The following is an 18,019-nucleotide window of genomic DNA, read 5'->3' as shown; positions in this document are numbered from 1 at the left end:
TTTTCATTTTTCTCTTCAATTTTTAATTGTCATATTCCTTAACAATTTTGTCAAATACCGTTTCTACAGAAATTCCAGTCATACAATCTGCATATTTCTTTGGAAATTTGTCATCTCCATAAAGTGAATGTGGCGGACAGCTTGGATTATTCAGCAAAAATGTATTTTTTTCAAAGGAAAATAATTTTGGATCAGTTGGTCCAAAAAATACAAAAGTTTTGGCTTTTACGGCTCTAGCTATATGGAAAGGGCCTGAATCGTTTACAATTGCTGCTTTGGCATATTTTAGTAATATTCCGCTTTCTTTAAAAGAGATTTTTCCACACAAATCAATCACTCGTCCATCTCCATCAGCTTTTACAACATTCGCATCTTCTTTTCCACCAATCACAAAAATTCTTAACTTTTCATTATTTTTTACAAATTTACTTTCATTTTTGAGAAACTTTTTTGCCAGTTCATCATAATAAGGCCATTTTTTCGTAAATTTAGAGGCTCCAGGAGCTAGCACAAAATAATTTCCGTCTTTCAACTCATATTTTTGTACAAATTCTTCTTCTATTTTTTTATCAACATAAAATTCCAGATTATCTCCAAATCCATTTTTCATATTTTTATCAGAAAAACTTATTCCCAGTTTTTTTAATGCTGTAAAATAACTTTCAACAATTGTACAATCTGCGTTATATGTAATAAGTTTCGCTTTTACAAGTATAGTTTTCCACCATTTTCTTTTTTTATATCGGCAATACTGAGTGTGTCTATTTTCAAGGCTTTTTCCAATAATTCTAGAAAGAAATTTAGAATGTAAATCAATAACGTAGTCATAATTCTCTATTTTCAGTTTATTTATAATATCTTTTATATAATTTCTATCCTTGCTTTTTCTTTTATCAAAAATCACCAAATTTCTAATTTCGGGATTCAATGAAATTGCCTCAGAAAAAGTATTATAAACTATAAAATCTATCACAGCCTCTGGATACTTCTCTTTAACTGCCCTTATCACTGGAGTTGTAAGTACTACATCTCCAAATGAACTAAATCTTATTATTAATATTTTCATATTTTTCCTTTTCTAAATAAGAATATTATTTCACTCATTTCATTTAGTAAAAACAAATAAAAAATTTGAGTAAAATACTCTTATATTTTAAGTTTAATTTCGTTTTATTCATATTTTATAATTTAAACCTATTATTAGTCAAGCATTTTTCAACATATTTTTATGTTAAATCAATTAATTTTAATTTTTGAATAATACAGTCGATAACATCGCAAATTTAAGTTTCAAAATGATATAATTGTAAAACAAAAAAATACAGTCAATAAATCAACTGTATTTCAAAAATTTTTAAACTAATTTATTAAAAGTTTGAATAATTGGAGCACTTTCACACATTTCTACTAATAATGGTACAATTCTAGTAAAATGTCGGCTTGCATTATGTTGTTTAATAGCTTCATTAGATTCCCATTCCTCAATAAATACCAGATGATTTTCTCTTTCTGTATTTTGTTGTAGATGGTATGAAATACATCCTTTTTCCTTACGGCTTTCCTCTATAAGTTCATTACAAAGACTTATAAAATCAGATAATTTATCATTTTTCACTTCAAAACTTGCTAATATATGAATCATAAATTGATCTCCTTTCCAGATATATTTTATAAAAAAAATACCTACATCAATTGTAAGCATAACATAATTAATATAATGGTGCCTAGAAGAAGATTCGAACTTCCGACCCTACGGGTATGAACCGTATGCTCTAGCCAACTGAGCTATCTAGGCATTTGGTGGCGGGAGCTGGATTTGAACCAACGACCTTCGGGTTATGAGCCCGACGAGCTACCATGCTGCTCTATCCCGCGACAATGAAAGTTTGTTATTAAGTGGTGCCTCGGGCCGGACTTGAACCGGCACGGGATAAATTCCCACAGGATTTTAAGTCCTGTGCGTCTACCGATTTCGCCACCAAGGCTTATTTTACTTAAAAAGTAAACTTACAAATAGTATTATATAGTATTTTTCTATATTTGTCAACTTTTTTTTCTAGATTTTTTTTACTTAAAGTGGTAAAATGTATTTATGAAAATAAATTCAAGAATTTTAAGATTCTTTGAAAAGGGAGAGAAGTATAAATGAATGAAATATTTAGAGATGTAGAATATGAAATTCTTAAGGAAGGTAAAAAATTTGAAATAAAAGGTATTGAATATGATTCTAGAAAAATTAAAGAAGATTTTATATTCGTGGCTATGGCTGGAAATACTGTAGACGGACATAATTTTATTCAAAAAGCAATTGATAGTGGAGCTAAGATAATAATAACTGAAAAAAATATAAATATTTCGGAATATAAAAATGCTGATAATGTAAGTTTTGTTTTAGTAAAAAATATACGGAAAAAATTAGGAATAATAGCTTCTAATTATTATGGTTATCCACAAAACAAAATAAAAATTATTGGAATTACAGGAACGAATGGAAAGACTACATCAAGTTTTATCTTGGAAAATATTTTAGAAAAAACAGCTAGAATCGGTACAACTGGAAATCGAATTTTAGATGAAGAATTTGAAACAGTAAATACTACTCCTGAATCACTTGAGTTAATTAAGTTGATTGATAAAAGTGTAAAAAAAGGTGCAGATTACTTTATAATGGAAGTGAGTTCGCATGCTTTAGAAATAGGACGTGTAGACATGTTGAAATTTGATTCTGCAATATTTACAAATTTAACCCAAGATCATTTAGATTTTCATAAAACAATAGAAAATTATTTTAATGCCAAGAAAAAAATATTTTCAATGTTGAGAAATGATAAAAATAATGGTAAAGGTATAGTTAATATTGACGATGAACATGGTGCTAAAATTTATTCTGAAAAAAATAAAGATGATTATATTTCAGTAAGTATAAAAAATGAAGAGGCTGATATTTTAGGAGATATTCTAAATTACACAAATAATGGAATGAAAGTAAAGATAAATTTGAAAAACTATTTTAAAAAAATAAATTCGAATCTTAAAAATAAGGATGAAGCATACGAAGAAGAGTATAAATTTGAAATGGGATTAGTTGGCGAATACAATTTATATAATGTTCTTGGGTGTGTAGCTTCAGCATTGTCTTTTGGTATTAAAATGAACGATATTATTAAAAAATTAGAAACAATGTCAGCTGTACCAGGAAGATTTGAAACAATAAAAAACAATATAGAAGCAAGAATTGTAGTAGATTTTGCACATACGGATGATGGACTTTTAAATGTTGGAAAAACACTAAAACAAATTACAGATAACCAAGTAATAACAATATTTGGTGCGGGAGGAGACAGAGATCACGAGAAACGTCCCAAAATGGCAAAAGCGGCTATTCAATTTAGTGACTATATTATTCTTACATCGGATAATCCTAGAACAGAAAATCCAATAAATATTTTAGCAGATATAGAAAAAGGACTTATAGATGAAAAATATCCATTTGATAAATATTTAATTATTTCAGATAGAGAAAGAGCAATAAAACATGGAATAAAATTACTCAAAAAAGGAGACAGTTTATTAATTGCAGGAAAAGGTCATGAAAATTATCAAATAATTGGAACACAGAAAATTCATTTTGATGATAGAGAAACAGTAAGAAAAATTTTAGAAGAAGAAAACAATATTTAATCTAATAATTAGATTATTATAATAAGCATAGTAAGAATTGAACTCTTTTGAGTATAGCTGGAGGCATTGGAGTATTATTTTTTACTATGTTTTTTTAATATGTTATAGGTGTTGCATTTGACTGTATGATACACGTATGAAAAAAACTTTGAAAAAATGAAAAAAAGTAGTTGACAAAGGGTAGGGGATATGATAATATATATCTTGTCGATACGAAAAAGTATCGCAGGACAATAGAAGATAAGAATAGAAGAAGCAACAATGTGTAAGATATAAATAAAAGTCAAGAGCACTTGCCTTGAAGGCAAGAAACTTGTCAAGACTAAGGTGGAAATAAAATATATGAGAAATATATTGAATGAAGAGTTTGATCCTGGCTCAGGATGAACGCTGACAGAATGCTTAACACATGCAAGTCATTGGCGAAGCTGCGCTTGCGCAGTCTAGCCAAGGCGGACGGGTGAGTAACGCGTAAGGAACTTGCCCTGCAGACAGGGATAACAGACGGAAACGACTGATAACACCTGGTATTGTCAGGCTGGCGCATGCCGGCCTGATGAAAGGAGACGCTGCAGGAGAGCCTTGCGTCCTATTAGCTAGTTGGTGGGGTAACGGCCCACCAAGGCGATGATAGGTAGCCGGCCTGAGAGGGTGAACGGCCACAAGGGGACTGAGATACGGCCCTTACTCCTACGGGAGGCAGCAGTGGGGAATATTGGACAATGGGGGCAACCCCGATCCAGCAATTCTGTGTGCACGAAGAAGGTTTTCGGATTGTAAAGTGCTTTCAGCAGGGAAGAAGAAAGTGACGGTACCTGCAGAAGAAGCGACGGCTAAATACGTGCCAGCAGCCGCGGTAATACGTATGTCGCAAGCGTTATCCGGAATTATTGGGCATAAAGGGCATCTAGGCGGCCCTGTAAGTCTAGGGTGAAAACCTGCGGCTCAACCGCAGGCCTGCCCCGGAAACTACAGGGCTAGAGTATCGGAGAGGTGGACGGAACTGCACGAGTAGAGGTGAAATTCGTAGATATGTGCAGGAATGCCGATGATGAAGATAGTTCACTGGACGGTAACTGACGCTGAAGTGCGAAAGCTAGGGGAGCAAACAGGATTAGATACCTGGTAGTCCTAGCTGTAAACGATGATTACTGGGTGTGGGCATGAAGAGTGTCCGTGCCGAAGCAAATGCGATAAGTAATCCGCCTGGGGAGGCCGCAAGGCTGAAACTCAAAGGAATTGACGGGGACCCGCACAAGCGGTGGAGCATGTGGTTTAATTCGACGCAACGCGAGGAACCTTACCAGATCTTGACATCCTGCGAATGCCCGTGAGAGCGGGCAGTGCCTTCGGGAACGCAGAGACAGGTGGTGCATGGCTGTCGACAGCTCGTGTCGTGAGATGTTGGGTTAAGTCCCGCAACGAGCGCAACCCCTATCGTTAGTTGCCATCATTAAGTTGGGGACTCTAGCGAGACTGCCTGCGAAGAGCAGGAGGAAGGTGGGGATGACGTCAAGTCATCATGCCCCTTATGATCTGGGCTACACACGTGCTACAATGGCCGGTACAGAGAGCAGCCAGGCGGCAACGCCGAGCGAATCTTTAAAGCCGGTCCAAGTTCGGATTGAAGCCTGCAACTCGGCTTCATGAAGCTGGAATCGCTAGTAATCGCAGATCAGCAATGCTGCGGTGAATACGTTCTCGGGTCTTGTACACACCGCCCGTCACACCACGAGAGTTGTCTGCACCTGAAGCTGCTGGTCCAACCGCAAGGAGGAAGGCATCTAAGGTGTGGATAGTGATTGGGGTGAAGTCGTAACAAGGTATCCGTACCGGAAGGTGCGGATGGATCACCTCCTTTCTAAGGAGCAACATGCACAGCTTCTTCTTATGTCTTATGGGCGTGTAGCTCAGGTGGTTAGAGCACTGTGCTGATAACGCAGGGGTCGCTGGTTCGAGTCCAGCCATGCCCACCATATGTGTCTTGGGGATATAGCTCAGTTGGGAGAGCGCTGCCCTTGCAAGGCAGAGGTCAGCGGTTCGAACCCGCTTATCTCCACCAATCAATGACTAGGACAATGGGAAATGAATAGTAGGTAAAAGATTACAATTAAACTGGAGTAAAAAGTTATTCTGGAGAAAAAGCTAACAAGGGCACACGGAGGATGCCTAGGCAACAGCAGCCGATGAAGGACGTGATAAGCTGCGATAAGCCGGGAGGAGATGCACATGATCAGTGATTCCCGGATTTCCGAATGGGTAAACCTGCATGTCTGGAGGACATGCGTGAAAACGGTAAGCCCGCGAACTGAAACATCTAAGTAGCGGGAGGAAAAGAAAGTAAAAACGATTCCCTGAGTAGCGGCGAGCGAACGGGGAGGAGCCTAAACCGTGCCAGTGCCAAGCGGACAGCGTTGCTGGCACGGGGTTGTGGGACTTCCATCAGCGGATTGTCATAATGCTTAAGCCGCATATGTGTAAGTGGAACCAGCTGGGAAGCTGGACCGAAGAAGGTGATAGTCCTGTAGAACATAAAGCATATGCTGCGACTGGAAGCACCCGAGTAGCGTCAGGCACGAGGAATCTGGCGTGAATCAGCGTGGACCATATCACGCAAGGCTAAATACTGCTGTTGACCGATAGTGAAGAGTACCGTGAGGGAAAGGTGAAAAGAACCCTGAGCAAGGGAGTGAAACAGAATTTGAAACCGTGTGCTTACAAACGGTAGGAGCACTTTATGTGTGACTGCGTGGATTTTGGTTAATCATCCTGCGAGTTATGGCTGGTGGCAAGGTTAATAGAACGGAGCCGAAGGGAAACCGAGTCTTAACAGGGCGACAAGTCGCCAGCCATAGACGCGAAACCTAGTGATCTAGGCCTGTCCAGGCTGAAGCTGAGGTAAGACTCAGTGGAGGGCCGAACTCACCGCCGTTGAAAAGTTGGGAGATGAGATAGGTCTAGGGGTGAAAAGCCAATCGAACTAGGAGATAGCTCGTTCTCTCCGAAATGCATTTAGGTGCAGCCTTGGCATGAAGATATGCGGGGGTAGAGCTCTGTATGGTCTAGGGGGCGTACTGCTTACCGAAATCAAGCAAACTGCGAATACCGCATATTAATAGCCAGGAGTGAGTCCGTGGATGACAAGGTCCTCGGACGAGAGGGGAACAGCCCAGACCGCCAGCTAAGGTCCCTAATTATGTCTAAGTGGGAAAGGAGGTGGATATTCACAGACAATAAGGAGGTTGGCTTAGAAGCAGCCATGCCTTGAAAGAGTGCGTAATAGCTCACTGGTCGAGAGTATCTGCGCCGAAGATGTAACGGGGCTAAGACATAAACCGAAGCTGCGGAGGCGTGCTTGCACGCCTGGTAGGAGAGCGCTGTAGGCCGTTGAAGGAATGCCGCAAGGCCATTCTGGAGGTATCAGAAGTGAGAATGCAGGAATGAGTAGCGAGAAGGCGGGCGAGAATCCCGCCGGCCGGAAGTCCAAGGTTTCCAGGGGAAGGTTTGTCCGCCCTGGGGGAGTCGGGACCTAAGCATAAGCAAAAATGTGATGGCGAATGGAAAACAGGTTAATATTCCTGTACCGCTGTTATCGCCTGAGAGACGGAGTGACGCAGGAAGGTATGCGGGAAGGCTGACGGAATAGCCTTTCTAAGGGCGTAGCATGGGCATGCAGGAAAATCCGCATGCCTAAATGTGAGACCTGACGGGTAAGTGCATCTTGCATAAGCCGCAGATCCTACACTGCCGAGAAAAACTTCTATCGATGAGAACCAGCGCCCGTACTGTAAACCGACACAGGTGGACAGAGTGAGAAACTTAAGGCCGACAGGATAACTCTAGCTAAGGAACTCTGCAAAATGGCCCCGTAACTTCGGGAGAAGGGGTGCCTGACATACCTGAAGGGAGAGACGCCCTGAGGGGAAACAGGCCGCAGTGAAGAGTCCCAAGCAACTGTTTACCAAAAACACAGGTCTATGCTAAGCTGAAAGGCGACGTATATGGGCTGACACCTGCCCAGTGCCGGAAGGTTAAGAGGAGGGTTGAGAGACTCGAATTGAAGCCCCGGTGAACGGCGGCCGTAACTATAACGGTCCTAAGGTAGCGAAATTCCTTGTCGGGTAAGTTCCGACCTGCACGAATGGTGAAATGATTTGGGAGCTGTCTTGGCTGGAGACCTGGTGAAGTTGTAATGCCGGTGAAGATACCGGCTACCTGCAGTAGGACGGAAAGACCCCGTGGAGCTTTACTGTAGTTTGGCATTGGGTTCTGGCCGCATGTGTATAGGATAGTTGGGAGACTGTGAAGCCAAGGCGTCAGTCTTGGCAGAGTCGTCGTTGGAATACCAACCATATGCCGTCGGAATTCTAATCTGGAAACGGAGACAGTGCTAGATGGGCAGTTTGACTGGGGCGGTCGCCTCCCAAAGAGTAACGGAGGCGTTCAAAGGTTCCCTCAGGCTGGATGGAAATCAGCCTAAGAGTGCAAACGCATAAGGGAGCTTGACTGCAAGACTGACGGGTCGAGCAGGCACGAAAGTGGGAGTTAGTGATCCGGCGGTTCCGAATGGAAGGACCGTCGCTCAACGGATAAAAGCTACCCCGGGGATAACAGGCTGATACTTCCCAAGAGTCCATATCGACGGAAGTGTTTGGCACCTCGATGTCGGCTCGTCTCATCCTGGGGCTGGAGAAGGTCCCAAGGGTTGGGCTGTTCGCCCATTAAAGAGGCACGCGAGCTGGGTTCAGAACGTCGTGAGACAGTTCGGTCCCTATCCACTGCAGGCGCTTGAGCACTGAAAAGATCTGACCTTAGTACGAGAGGACCGGGTTGGACAGACCTCTGATGTATCAGTTGTCACGCCAGTGGCACGGCTGAGTAGTCACGTCTGGAACGGATAACCGCTGAAAGCATCTAAGCGGGAAGCCGGCTTTGAGATGAGTGATCGCAGTATCCATGGAGAACACATGGTCGATAGGCCAGGGGTGCAAGCGCAGCAATGCGTTCAGCTGACTGGTACTAATATTACGTATGCTTTTTATGTAGTCTTTTGCTTCTGCTATTTATTTCCCATTGCCTTAGGCAATGCAATCTATATTCAAAAGTTTGGTGATCATAGCGGCAGGGATACACCCGGTCACATTTCGAACCCGGCAGTTAAGTCTGCCTGCGCCTACGATACTTGGATTCGTCCCGGGAAAATAGGAAGCCGCCAAACTTTTTTTTCTTTTGCGTCTCCGTAGCTCAGCCGGTTAGAGCATCTGACTGTTAATCAGAGGGCCGTTGGTTCGAGTCCAACCGGGGACGCCATTCTTTTTATACCCCTTATCATCTAATTTCCTCCCTCGGAAGTTTTTTTTTGCTTTTTTTTCATTATACAGCTCTTCCATAAGACGTCCCCATATCCGAAATACAAGTCCAATATTTTAATTGATTAAAAAATTTTTTTAAAATTTAAATTCCTTGTTAAGCATGAAGGTAAAAAAAGTTTGACAACCTTAATGTTTAATAAGTTTATTGATTTTTTTATCCTAGAAGTACATATGATAAAAAGTACAAAAAAATGGAGTTAAACATTTTAGTTCACTCCATTTCATTTTACAAAAATTAATAAGATTTAGCTAATTCGTAAAGTTTTTCATATTCTTTTGCTGATCTGTCCCAAGAAAAATCAAGTTCCATGTTTCTTTTTATTAGTTTTTTCCAAATCTCAGGTTTATCGTAATAAATTCCTTCCGCTATTTTTATTGTGAAAAGCATATCATCCGCATTGAAGTTTGTGAATGAAAAACCGTTTCCTTCATCTGTAAAAATGTTATAAGGCTGTACAGAATCTTTTAATCCTCCTGTTTCTCTTACGATTGGAATAGTTCCAAATCTCATCGCAATCATTTGGCTGAGTCCGCAAGGCTCATATCGTGATGGCATTAGAAACATGTCACTTCCTGCATAAATTTCATTAGCAAGCTGTTCGTTGTATCCAAGGTAAACTTTAAAATTATTAGGATATTTTTGTGCTAAATGATTGTAATAGTCTTCATAGAATTTATCTCCACTTCCTAGTATCACTACTTGCACAGCATCATATTGTAATAAGTTTTCAAGCGTTGCTGATACTAAGTCTAGCCCTTTTCCTTCAACAAGTCTTGAAACTATCGAAATTAAAGCATTATCTGATTTCGGCAATCCTAATTTTTCTTGTAATAAATATTTATTTTCTTTCTTTTTGTCTAAAGAATCTTTATTGAAATGGATTATTCCTTTTGTTGTCTCAGGATCGAATTCTTGAATGTCTATTCCGTTTAAAATACCATGAATATATTTTTGGTTTGTAATCCATTCTAAACCTTCTCCAAAATAAGCGTATTTTATTTCTTCAGCATAAGTAGGGCTTACTGTATTTACTACATCTCCATGTGTGATTCCAATTTCCATAAAATTCAAATCGTGTCTATCATCCATATAATATCCCATTCTTTCAAATGAATACTTAGAAAATTTTCCTTGATACATTAAATTATGAATTGAATAAACAGTCCGCATATCCCAATAAAATGGATCGTAGTTATATCTAATATTTAAAAAATATGGAACTGGGCCAGTTTGCCAATCATTACAATGTAAAATATCCGCTTGTAAGTTAATTTCCTTTAAGAATCTAAGTGATAATTCTGAAAACATGGCATATTGGACATCTTCGTCAAAATCCCCATAAACATGTCCTCGTTCATACAATGCTTTATTTTCAATAAAGTAATAATTTATTTTTTCATCAGGATATCTTACTAAATTAAATACCTCTCCATGACTTTCAAGCCTTGCAACCCATTCTAGTTTTTCAAGATATTTTAATGGTATTACATCATATTTAGGCATTATTATAGAAACTTCGTGTCCAAGCTCCTGAATTTTTTTAGGTAATGCTCCTAAAACATCAGCCAGCCCACCAGATTTATAAAATGGAGATACTTCAGATGCTAAATATACTATTTTCAAATTAATCACTCCTATTCTTAAAATTATTTTAAAATATTCAAGTTACTAAGAAACAATACTTAAAGGTCGTGTACACCTCTTAATAACTTGAATTTTTTTAGAATTTTAAATTTTTATATTAGATTTTATTAATCCAAATTACCATTTTATAGTTTCTCCGGTTTCAATTAATCTATTATTTTCATCAATTTTAACTCCAGAAAAAATTCTTACATTTTTGCCGACAATTGATCCATCAGGAATAATTACTCCTTTTCCTATAACTGTAATTCCTGAAGATAGTAAATCTGGACGTTCTTTGTTAGGAATATTTCCATTTCCATTTCCAATGAATGAATTTTTACCAATGTATGTTTTTTTATCAGTAATAACTGTATCAAGATGAGAATTTTCATCTACATAAGTTCCAGAAAATATAATACTGTTTCTAATAGTTGCTCCCTTACGCACTGTAACACCTGGTCCTAATACTGAATTTTCTACACTTCCTTCAATTTTACATCCATTACAGATTAAAGAATTTTGGACACTTCCTGTAACTCCAATTCTAACTGGTGCTAAATCTGCACTTCTTGTATAGATTTTCCATCCTTGATCATAGAAGTTAATACCAACTTCTTCAGATTTTTTGATTAAATCCAAATTTGCTTCTAAGTATGAATCGTAAGTTCCAACATCTTTCCAGTAGCTATCATAAGTGTGAACATAGACTTTTCTTTCTTCATGAATCATAGCAGGAATTACATGATTTCCAAAGTCTAAATCGTGATTTTCTAATTTTTGAAGATATTCTAGTAATGAATCTGTATTGAAGATATAAATTCCCATTGATGCTAAGTTACTTTTTGGTTCGGCAGGTTTTTCTTCAAAACTCAATATTTTTTTGTTTTGATCAACTTCAAAAATACCAAATCTACTTGCTTCTTCAATAGGTACAGGCTGTACAGCTATTGTTAATTCAGCATCATTTTCTTCGTGTTCTTTTAACATCCATCTGTAATCCATTTTGTAAATATGATCTCCAGATAAAATCAATACGTATTTAGGATTTTTACTTTGAATAAATTCGATATTTTGTCTAATTGCATCAGCAGTTCCTTGATACCAAGAATTTCCACCAAGTTTTTCATGCGGCTGCAACATTGTAATTGCAGTGTCTCTTCTGTCAAAATCCCATGGTTTTCCAGATCCGATGTGTTCATTTAATGATAATGGCAAATATTGCGTAAGTAATGCAATATCATAAATACCAGAATTTGAACAGTTACTTAGTGCAAAATCAATAATTCTGAATTTTCCAGCAAAAGGAACACTTGGTTTAACTCTTTTTTCTGATAGAATATCAAGTCTTGAACCTCTTCCACCAGCTAAAATCATAGCTAAAACTTTCATATAAATACCTCCATCTTCTTTTTTTACATTAAAAGTATACCCCCATTTTTTAAAAAATCAAATTATTTTTAAAATAAATATTTACAAGTTAATCTCTTTTATTTTGATAATTCCTAAAAGTTTTTCAATAAGCTCTTCAAAAATAATATTTTTAACCCTAGCTTTGATTGATATAAATCATCCGATAAATCTGTATAGAATTTTTTAATTTGGTCTGATCGTAACAAAATTTCCACATTTTATTTTCTTTTTATTTTTTAAAACTATAATTCTTTCATTACCATCATTAATTTTTGAAAAATAAATTCCAAATTTTAAGTTATCAAATTGAACTTTTTCTATATTCTCATCTTTTATTTCATATTCTTTAAAAGAAAAATTTTTAAAAATCTCATCATTCAAATTTCCAATATTTTCTTTGTCTAAAAATAAATAAATTTGTTGTTCATAATTTTTCTCCTTTTTATTTGTAAAATTTTTAGATATAACATCGATACAATACTAAATATATGTATATAAAATCTATTTTTAAAAAAATAATTTTTAAGACACATTAAATTTGAAATATTAATAAATTTTCTATTATAATACATTAATTTTCACCTCCTATTAAAGTATTTATCTAATTTATCCCTATATTTTATTTTTAATTTATTTGTAAAATAAATTATTAAAAGTATTGTATCACAATATTTCCAAAATTATTAGAGTATATTTTAGTTTTTGTTAATTAGCTTTAAGCTTTCTAAAATTAATAATATAAAGTATTCATAAAAATTAAAATAAAATTAATTAAATTCAAATATTGGTATATAACTCAATAAATAAAAGAAATTTTAATTTAAAAAATTATATATTAAATAAAAATTAATTTTTGTAGATAGAAAGAATATTTTCAATATTTTAGAAATATAAAATGTTTAAAATTTTTGAAAAGATAGAAATACAACAAATTAAAAATCCCGTTTGTTTTTAAAGCGAGAAAAATTGAATAATAAAAATGGAAATTTATTTGATATGATAAATTTTTTTAATTTATATTTATTATATAAGGATAGCGAGAATTGCACTCTTTTGAGTATAGCTGGAGGCATTGGAGTATTATTTTTTGCTATGTTTTTTTAATATGTTATAGGTGTTGCATTTGACTGTATGATACACGTATGAAAAAAACTTTGAAAAAATGAAAAAAGTAGTTGACAAAGGGGAGGGGATATGATAATATATATCTTGTCGATACGAAAAAGTATCGCAGGACAATAGAAGATAAGAATAGAAGAAGCAACAATGTGTAAGATATAAATAAAAGTCAAGAGCACTTGCCTTGAAGGCAAGAAACTCGTCAAGACTAAGGTGGAAATAAAATATATGAGAAATATATTGAATGAAGAGTTTGATCCTGGCTCAGGATGAACGCTGACAGAATGCTTAACACATGCAAGTCATTGGCGAAGCTGCGCTTGCGCAGTCTAGCCAAGGCGGACGGGTGAGTAACGCGTAAGGAACTTGCCCTGCAGACAGGGATAACAGACGGAAACGACTGATAACACCTGGTATTGTCAGGCTGGCGCATGCCGGCCTGATGAAAGGAGACGCTGCAGGAGAGCCTTGCGTCCTATTAGCTAGTTGGTGGGGTAACGGCCCACCAAGGCGATGATAGGTAGCCGGCCTGAGAGGGTGAACGGCCACAAGGGGACTGAGATACGGCCCTTACTCCTACGGGAGGCAGCAGTGGGGAATATTGGACAATGGGGGCAACCCTGATCCAGCAATTCTGTGTGCATGAAGAAGGTTTTCGGATTGTAAAGTGCTTTCAGCAGGGAAGAAGAAAGTGACGGTACCTGCAGAAGAAGCGACGGCTAAATACGTGCCAGCAGCCGCGGTAATACGTATGTCGCAAGCGTTATCCGGAATTATTGGGCATAAAGGGCATCTAGGCGGCCCTGTAAGTCTAGGGTGAAAACCTGCGGCTCAACCGCAGGCCTGCCCCGGAAACTACAGGGCTAGAGTATCGGAGAGGTGGACGGAACTGCACGAGTAGAGGTGAAATTCGTAGATATGTGCAGGAATGCCGATGATGAAGATAGTTCACTGGACGGTAACTGACGCTGAAGTGCGAAAGCTAGGGGAGCAAACAGGATTAGATACCCTGGTAGTCCTAGCTGTAAACGATGATTACTGGGTGTGGGCATGAAGAGTGTCCGTGCCGAAGCAAATGCGATAAGTAATCCGCCTGGGGAGTACGGCCGCAAGGCTGAAACTCAAAGGAATTGACGGGGACCCGCACAAGCGGTGGAGCATGTGGTTTAATTCGACGCAACGCGAGGAACCTTACCAGATCTTGACATCCTGCGAATGCCCGTGAGAGCGGGCAGTGCCTTCGGGAACGCAGAGACAGGTGGTGCATGGCTGTCGACAGCTCGTGTCGTGAGATGTTGGGTTAAGTCCCGCAACGAGCGCAACCCCTATCGTTAGTTGCCATCATTAAGTTGGGGACTCTAGCGAGACTGCCTGCGAAGAGCAGGAGGAAGGTGGGGATGACGTCAAGTCATCATGCCCCTTATGATCTGGGCTACACACGTGCTACAATGGGGTACAGAGAGCAGCCAGGCGGCAACGCCGAGCGAATCTTTAAAGCCGGTCCAAGTTCGGATTGAAGCCTGCAACTCGGCTTCATGAAGCTGGAATCGCTAGTAATCGCAGATCGGCAATGCTACGGTGAATACGTTCTCGGGTCTTGTACACACCGCCCGTCACACCACGAGAGTTGTCTGCACCTGAAGCTGCTGGTCCAACCGCAAGGAGGAAGGCATCTAAGGTGTGGATAGTGATTGGGGTGAAGTCGTAACAAGGTATCCGTACCGGAAGGTGCGGATGGATCGCCTCCTTTCTAAGGAGCAACATGCACAGCTTCTTCTTATGTCTATGTTCAATACTAGGACAATGGGAAATGAATAGTAGGTAAAAGATTACAATTAAACTGGAGTAAAAAGTTATTCTGGAGAAAAAGCTAACAAGGGCACACGGAGGATGCCTAGGCAACAGCAGCCGATGAAGGACGTGATAAGCTGCGATAAGCCGGGAGGAGATGCACATGATCAGTGATTCCCGGATTTCCGAATGGGTAAACCTGCATGTCTGGAGGACATGCGTGAAAACGGTAAGCCCGCGAACTGAAACATCTAAGTAGCGGGAGGAAAAGAAAGTAAAAACGATTCCCTGAGTAGCGGCGAGCGAACGGGGAGGAGCCTAAACCGTGCCAGTGCCAAGCGGACAGCGTTGCTGGCACGGGGTTGTGGGACTTCCATCAGCGGATTGTCATAATGCTTAAGCCGCATATGTGTAAGTGGAACCAGCTGGGAAGCTGGACCGAAGAAGGTGATAGTCCTGTAGAACATAAAGCATATGCTGCGACTGGAAGCACCCGAGTAGCGTCAGGCACGAGGAATCTGGCGTGAATCAGCGTGGACCATATCACGCAAGGCTAAATACTGCTGTTGACCGATAGTGAAGAGTACCGTGAGGGAAAGGTGAAAAGAACCCTGAGCAAGGGAGTGAAACAGAATTTGAAACCGTGTGCTTACAAACGGTAGGAGCACTTTATGTGTGACTGCGTGGATTTTGGTTAATCATCCTGCGAGTTATGGCTGGTGGCAAGGTTAATAGAACGGAGCCGAAGGGAAACCGAGTCTTAACAGGGCGACAAGTCGCCAGCCATAGACGCGAAACCTAGTGATCTATACTGTCCAGGCTGAAGCTGAGGTAAGACTCAGTGGAGTAGAACTCACCGCCGTTGAAAAGTTGGGAGATGAGATAGGTCTAGGGGTGAAAAGCCAATCGAACTAGGAGATAGCTCGTTCTCTCCGAAATGCATTTAGGTGCAGCCTTGGCATGAAGATATGCGGGGGTAGAGCTCTGTATGGTCTAGGGGGCGTACTGCTTACCGAAATCAAGCAAACTGCGAATACCGCATATTAATAGCCAGGAGTGAGTCCGTGGATGACAAGGTCCTCGGACGAGAGGGGAACAGCCCAGACCGCCAGCTAAGGTCCCTAATTATGTCTAAGTGGGAAAGGAGGTGGATATTCACAGACAACCAGGAGGTTGGCTTAGAAGCAGCCATGCCTTGAAAGAGTGCGTAATAGCTCACTGGTCGAGAGTATCTGCGCCGAAGATGTAACGGGGCTAAGACATAAACCGAAGCTGCGGAGGCGTGCTTGCACGCCTGGTAGGAGAGCGTTCTGTAGGCCGTTGAAGGAATGCCGCAAGGCCATTCTGGAGGTATCAGAAGTGAGAATGCAGGAATGAGTAGCGAGAAGGCGGGCGAGAATCCCGCCGGCCGGAAGTCCAAGGTTTCCAGGGGAAGGTTTGTCCGCCCTGGGGGAGTCGGGACCTAAGCATAAGCAAAAATGTGATGGCGAATGGAAAACAGGTTAATATTCCTGTACCGCTGTTATCGCCTGAGAGACGGAGTGACGCAGGAAGGTATGCGGGAAGGCTGACGGAATAGCCTTTCTAAGGGCGTAGCATGGGCATGCAGGAAAATCCGCATGCCTAAATGTGAGACCTGACGGGTAAGTGCATCTTGCATAAGCCGCATCCTACACTGCCGAGAAAAACTTCTATCGATGAGAACCAGCGCCCGTACTGTAAACCGACACAGGTGGACAGAGTGAGAAACTTAAACAGGATAACTCTAGCTAAGGAACTCTGCAAAATACCGTAACTTCGGGAGAAGGGGTGCCTGACATACCTGAAGGGAGAGACGCCCTGAGGGGAAACAGGCCGCAGTGAAGAGTCCCAAGCAACTGTTTACCAAAAACACAGGTCTATGCTAAGCTGAAAGGCGACGTATATGGGCTGACACCTGCCCAGTGCCGGAAGGTTAAGAGGAGGGTTGAGAGACTCGAATTGAAGCCCCGGTGAACGGCGGCCGTAACTATAACGGTCCTAAGGTAGCGAAATTCCTTGTCGGGTAAGTTCCGACCTGCACGAATGGTGAAATGATTTGGGAGCTGTCTTGGCTGGAGACCTGGTGAAGTTGTAATGCCGGTGAAGATACCGGCTACCTGCAGTAGGACGGAAAGACCCCGTGGAGCTTTACTGTAGTTTGGCATTGGGTTCTACTGCATGTGTATAGGATAGTTGGGAGACTGTGAAGCCAAGGCGTCAGTCTTGGCAGAGTCGTCGTTGGAATACCAACCATATGCCGTCGGAATTCTAATCTGGAAACGGAGACAGTGCTAGATGGGCAGTTTGACTGGGGCGGTCGCCTCCCAAAGAGTAACGGAGGCGTTCAAAGGTTCCCTCAGGCTGGATGGAAATCAGCCTAAGAGTGCAAACGCATAAGGGAGCTTGACTGCAAGACTGACGGGTCGAGCAGGCACGAAAGTGGGAGTTAGCGATCCGGCGGTTCCGAATGGAAGGACCGTCGCTCAACGGATAAAAGCTACCCCGGGGATAACAGGCTGATACTTCCCAAGAGTCCATATCGACGGAAGTGTTTGGCACCTCGATGTCGGCTCGTCTCATCCTGGCTGGAGAAGGTCCCAAGGGTTGGGCTGTTCGCCCATTAAAGAGGCACGCGAGCTGGGTTCAGAACGTCGTGAGACAGTTCGGTCCCTATCCACTGCAGGCGCTTGAGCACTGAAAAGATCTGACCTTAGTACGAGAGGACCGGGTTGGACAGACCTCTGATGTATCAGTTGTCACGCCAGTGGCACGGCTGAGTAGTCACGTCTGGAACGGATAACCGCTGAAAGCATCTAAGCGGGAAGCCGGCTTTGAGATGAGTGATCGCAGTATCCATGGAGAACACATGGTCGATGAGGTTAATAGGTTCGAGGTGGAAGCATGGTGACATGCGGACTGGTACTAATATTACGTATGCTTTTATGTAGTCTTTTGCTTCTGCTATTTATTTCCCATTGCCTTAGGCAATGCAATCTAT

The 18,019-nt window shown here is 40.5% G+C and carries 6 protein-coding genes, 6 tRNA genes and 5 rRNA genes; 9 read left to right on the top strand and 8 right to left on the bottom strand.

Annotated elements, in window-relative coordinates:
- Positions 1-22 precede the first annotated feature (22 nt).
- From FVE75_RS09960 to FVE75_RS09940, 5 genes are all read right to left on the bottom strand, one after another.
- Positions 23-1,066 carry a glycosyltransferase family 9 protein gene (locus tag FVE75_RS09960; protein ID WP_147006286.1) on the bottom strand — a complete coding sequence of 348 codons (1,044 nt, stop codon included), beginning with the start codon at positions 1,064-1,066 and terminating at the stop codon, positions 23-25.
- Positions 1,067-1,354: 288 nt separating this feature from the next.
- Positions 1,355-1,642: a putative quinol monooxygenase gene (locus tag FVE75_RS09955; RefSeq protein WP_147006285.1), complete on the bottom strand. Its 288-nt coding sequence runs from the start codon at positions 1,640-1,642 to the stop codon at positions 1,355-1,357.
- A gap of 76 nt (positions 1,643-1,718) precedes the next feature.
- Positions 1,719-1,795: transfer RNA gene (locus FVE75_RS09950), tRNA-Met, on the bottom strand.
- 3 nt (positions 1,796-1,798) lie between these two features.
- Positions 1,799-1,875: transfer RNA gene (locus tag FVE75_RS09945), tRNA-Met, on the bottom strand.
- Between the two features lie 22 nt (positions 1,876-1,897).
- Positions 1,898-1,985: transfer RNA gene (locus FVE75_RS09940), tRNA-Leu, on the bottom strand.
- A gap of 160 nt (positions 1,986-2,145) precedes the next feature.
- On the opposite strand from FVE75_RS09940, the gene FVE75_RS09935 reads away from it, so the two are divergent.
- From FVE75_RS09935 to FVE75_RS09905, 7 genes are all read left to right on the top strand, one after another.
- Complete coding sequence (locus tag FVE75_RS09935; RefSeq protein ID WP_147006284.1) at positions 2,146-3,681, top strand: UDP-N-acetylmuramoyl-L-alanyl-D-glutamate--2,6-diaminopimelate ligase; 1,536 nt, start codon at positions 2,146-2,148, stop codon at positions 3,679-3,681.
- Between the two features lie 355 nt (positions 3,682-4,036).
- Positions 4,037-5,542 (top strand): 16S ribosomal RNA (locus FVE75_RS09930).
- Positions 5,543-5,580: 38 nt separating this feature from the next.
- Positions 5,581-5,657: transfer RNA gene (locus tag FVE75_RS09925), tRNA-Ile, on the top strand.
- A gap of 10 nt (positions 5,658-5,667) precedes the next feature.
- Positions 5,668-5,743 (top strand) — tRNA-Ala (locus tag FVE75_RS09920).
- A gap of 76 nt (positions 5,744-5,819) precedes the next feature.
- A 23S ribosomal RNA gene (locus FVE75_RS09915) occupies positions 5,820-8,724 on the top strand.
- Between the two features lie 62 nt (positions 8,725-8,786).
- Positions 8,787-8,899: ribosomal RNA gene (rrf, locus tag FVE75_RS09910) — 5S ribosomal RNA — on the top strand.
- The 16S, 23S and 5S rRNA genes sit together here with 3 tRNA genes alongside, the layout of an rRNA operon.
- Before the next feature lie 15 nt (positions 8,900-8,914).
- Positions 8,915-8,991, top strand: a tRNA-Asn gene (locus tag FVE75_RS09905).
- A gap of 297 nt (positions 8,992-9,288) precedes the next feature.
- On the opposite strand, the gene FVE75_RS09900 is transcribed toward FVE75_RS09905, so the two are convergent.
- The 3 genes from FVE75_RS09900 to FVE75_RS11605 form a co-directional block, all read right to left on the bottom strand.
- The gene (locus FVE75_RS09900) at positions 9,289-10,677 is read right to left on the bottom strand and encodes a glycogen synthase (protein ID WP_147006283.1); all 1,389 of its coding nucleotides are present in this window, start codon (positions 10,675-10,677) and stop codon (positions 9,289-9,291) included.
- 138 nt (positions 10,678-10,815) lie between these two features.
- Positions 10,816-12,069 carry a glucose-1-phosphate adenylyltransferase gene (locus FVE75_RS09895; RefSeq protein WP_147006282.1) on the bottom strand — a complete coding sequence of 418 codons (1,254 nt, stop codon included), beginning with the start codon at positions 12,067-12,069 and terminating at the stop codon, positions 10,816-10,818.
- Between the two features lie 204 nt (positions 12,070-12,273).
- Complete coding sequence (locus FVE75_RS11605) at positions 12,274-12,471, bottom strand: hypothetical protein (protein WP_232052542.1); 198 nt, start codon at positions 12,469-12,471, stop codon at positions 12,274-12,276.
- 979 nt (positions 12,472-13,450) lie between these two features.
- Here FVE75_RS11605 and FVE75_RS09885 point away from each other — a divergent pair.
- Both FVE75_RS09885 and FVE75_RS09880 read left to right on the top strand, forming a co-directional pair.
- A 16S ribosomal RNA gene (locus tag FVE75_RS09885) occupies positions 13,451-14,959 on the top strand.
- A gap of 113 nt (positions 14,960-15,072) precedes the next feature.
- Positions 15,073-17,967, top strand: a 23S ribosomal RNA gene (locus tag FVE75_RS09880).
- Positions 17,968-18,019 lie beyond the last annotated feature (52 nt).

This window comes from Leptotrichia hongkongensis (assembly GCF_007990635.1).
Taxonomy (GTDB): domain Bacteria; phylum Fusobacteriota; class Fusobacteriia; order Fusobacteriales; family Leptotrichiaceae; genus Leptotrichia; species Leptotrichia hongkongensis.
Note: the sequence above shows the minus strand (reverse complement) of the source record. Positions and strands in the feature narration are given on the sequence as shown.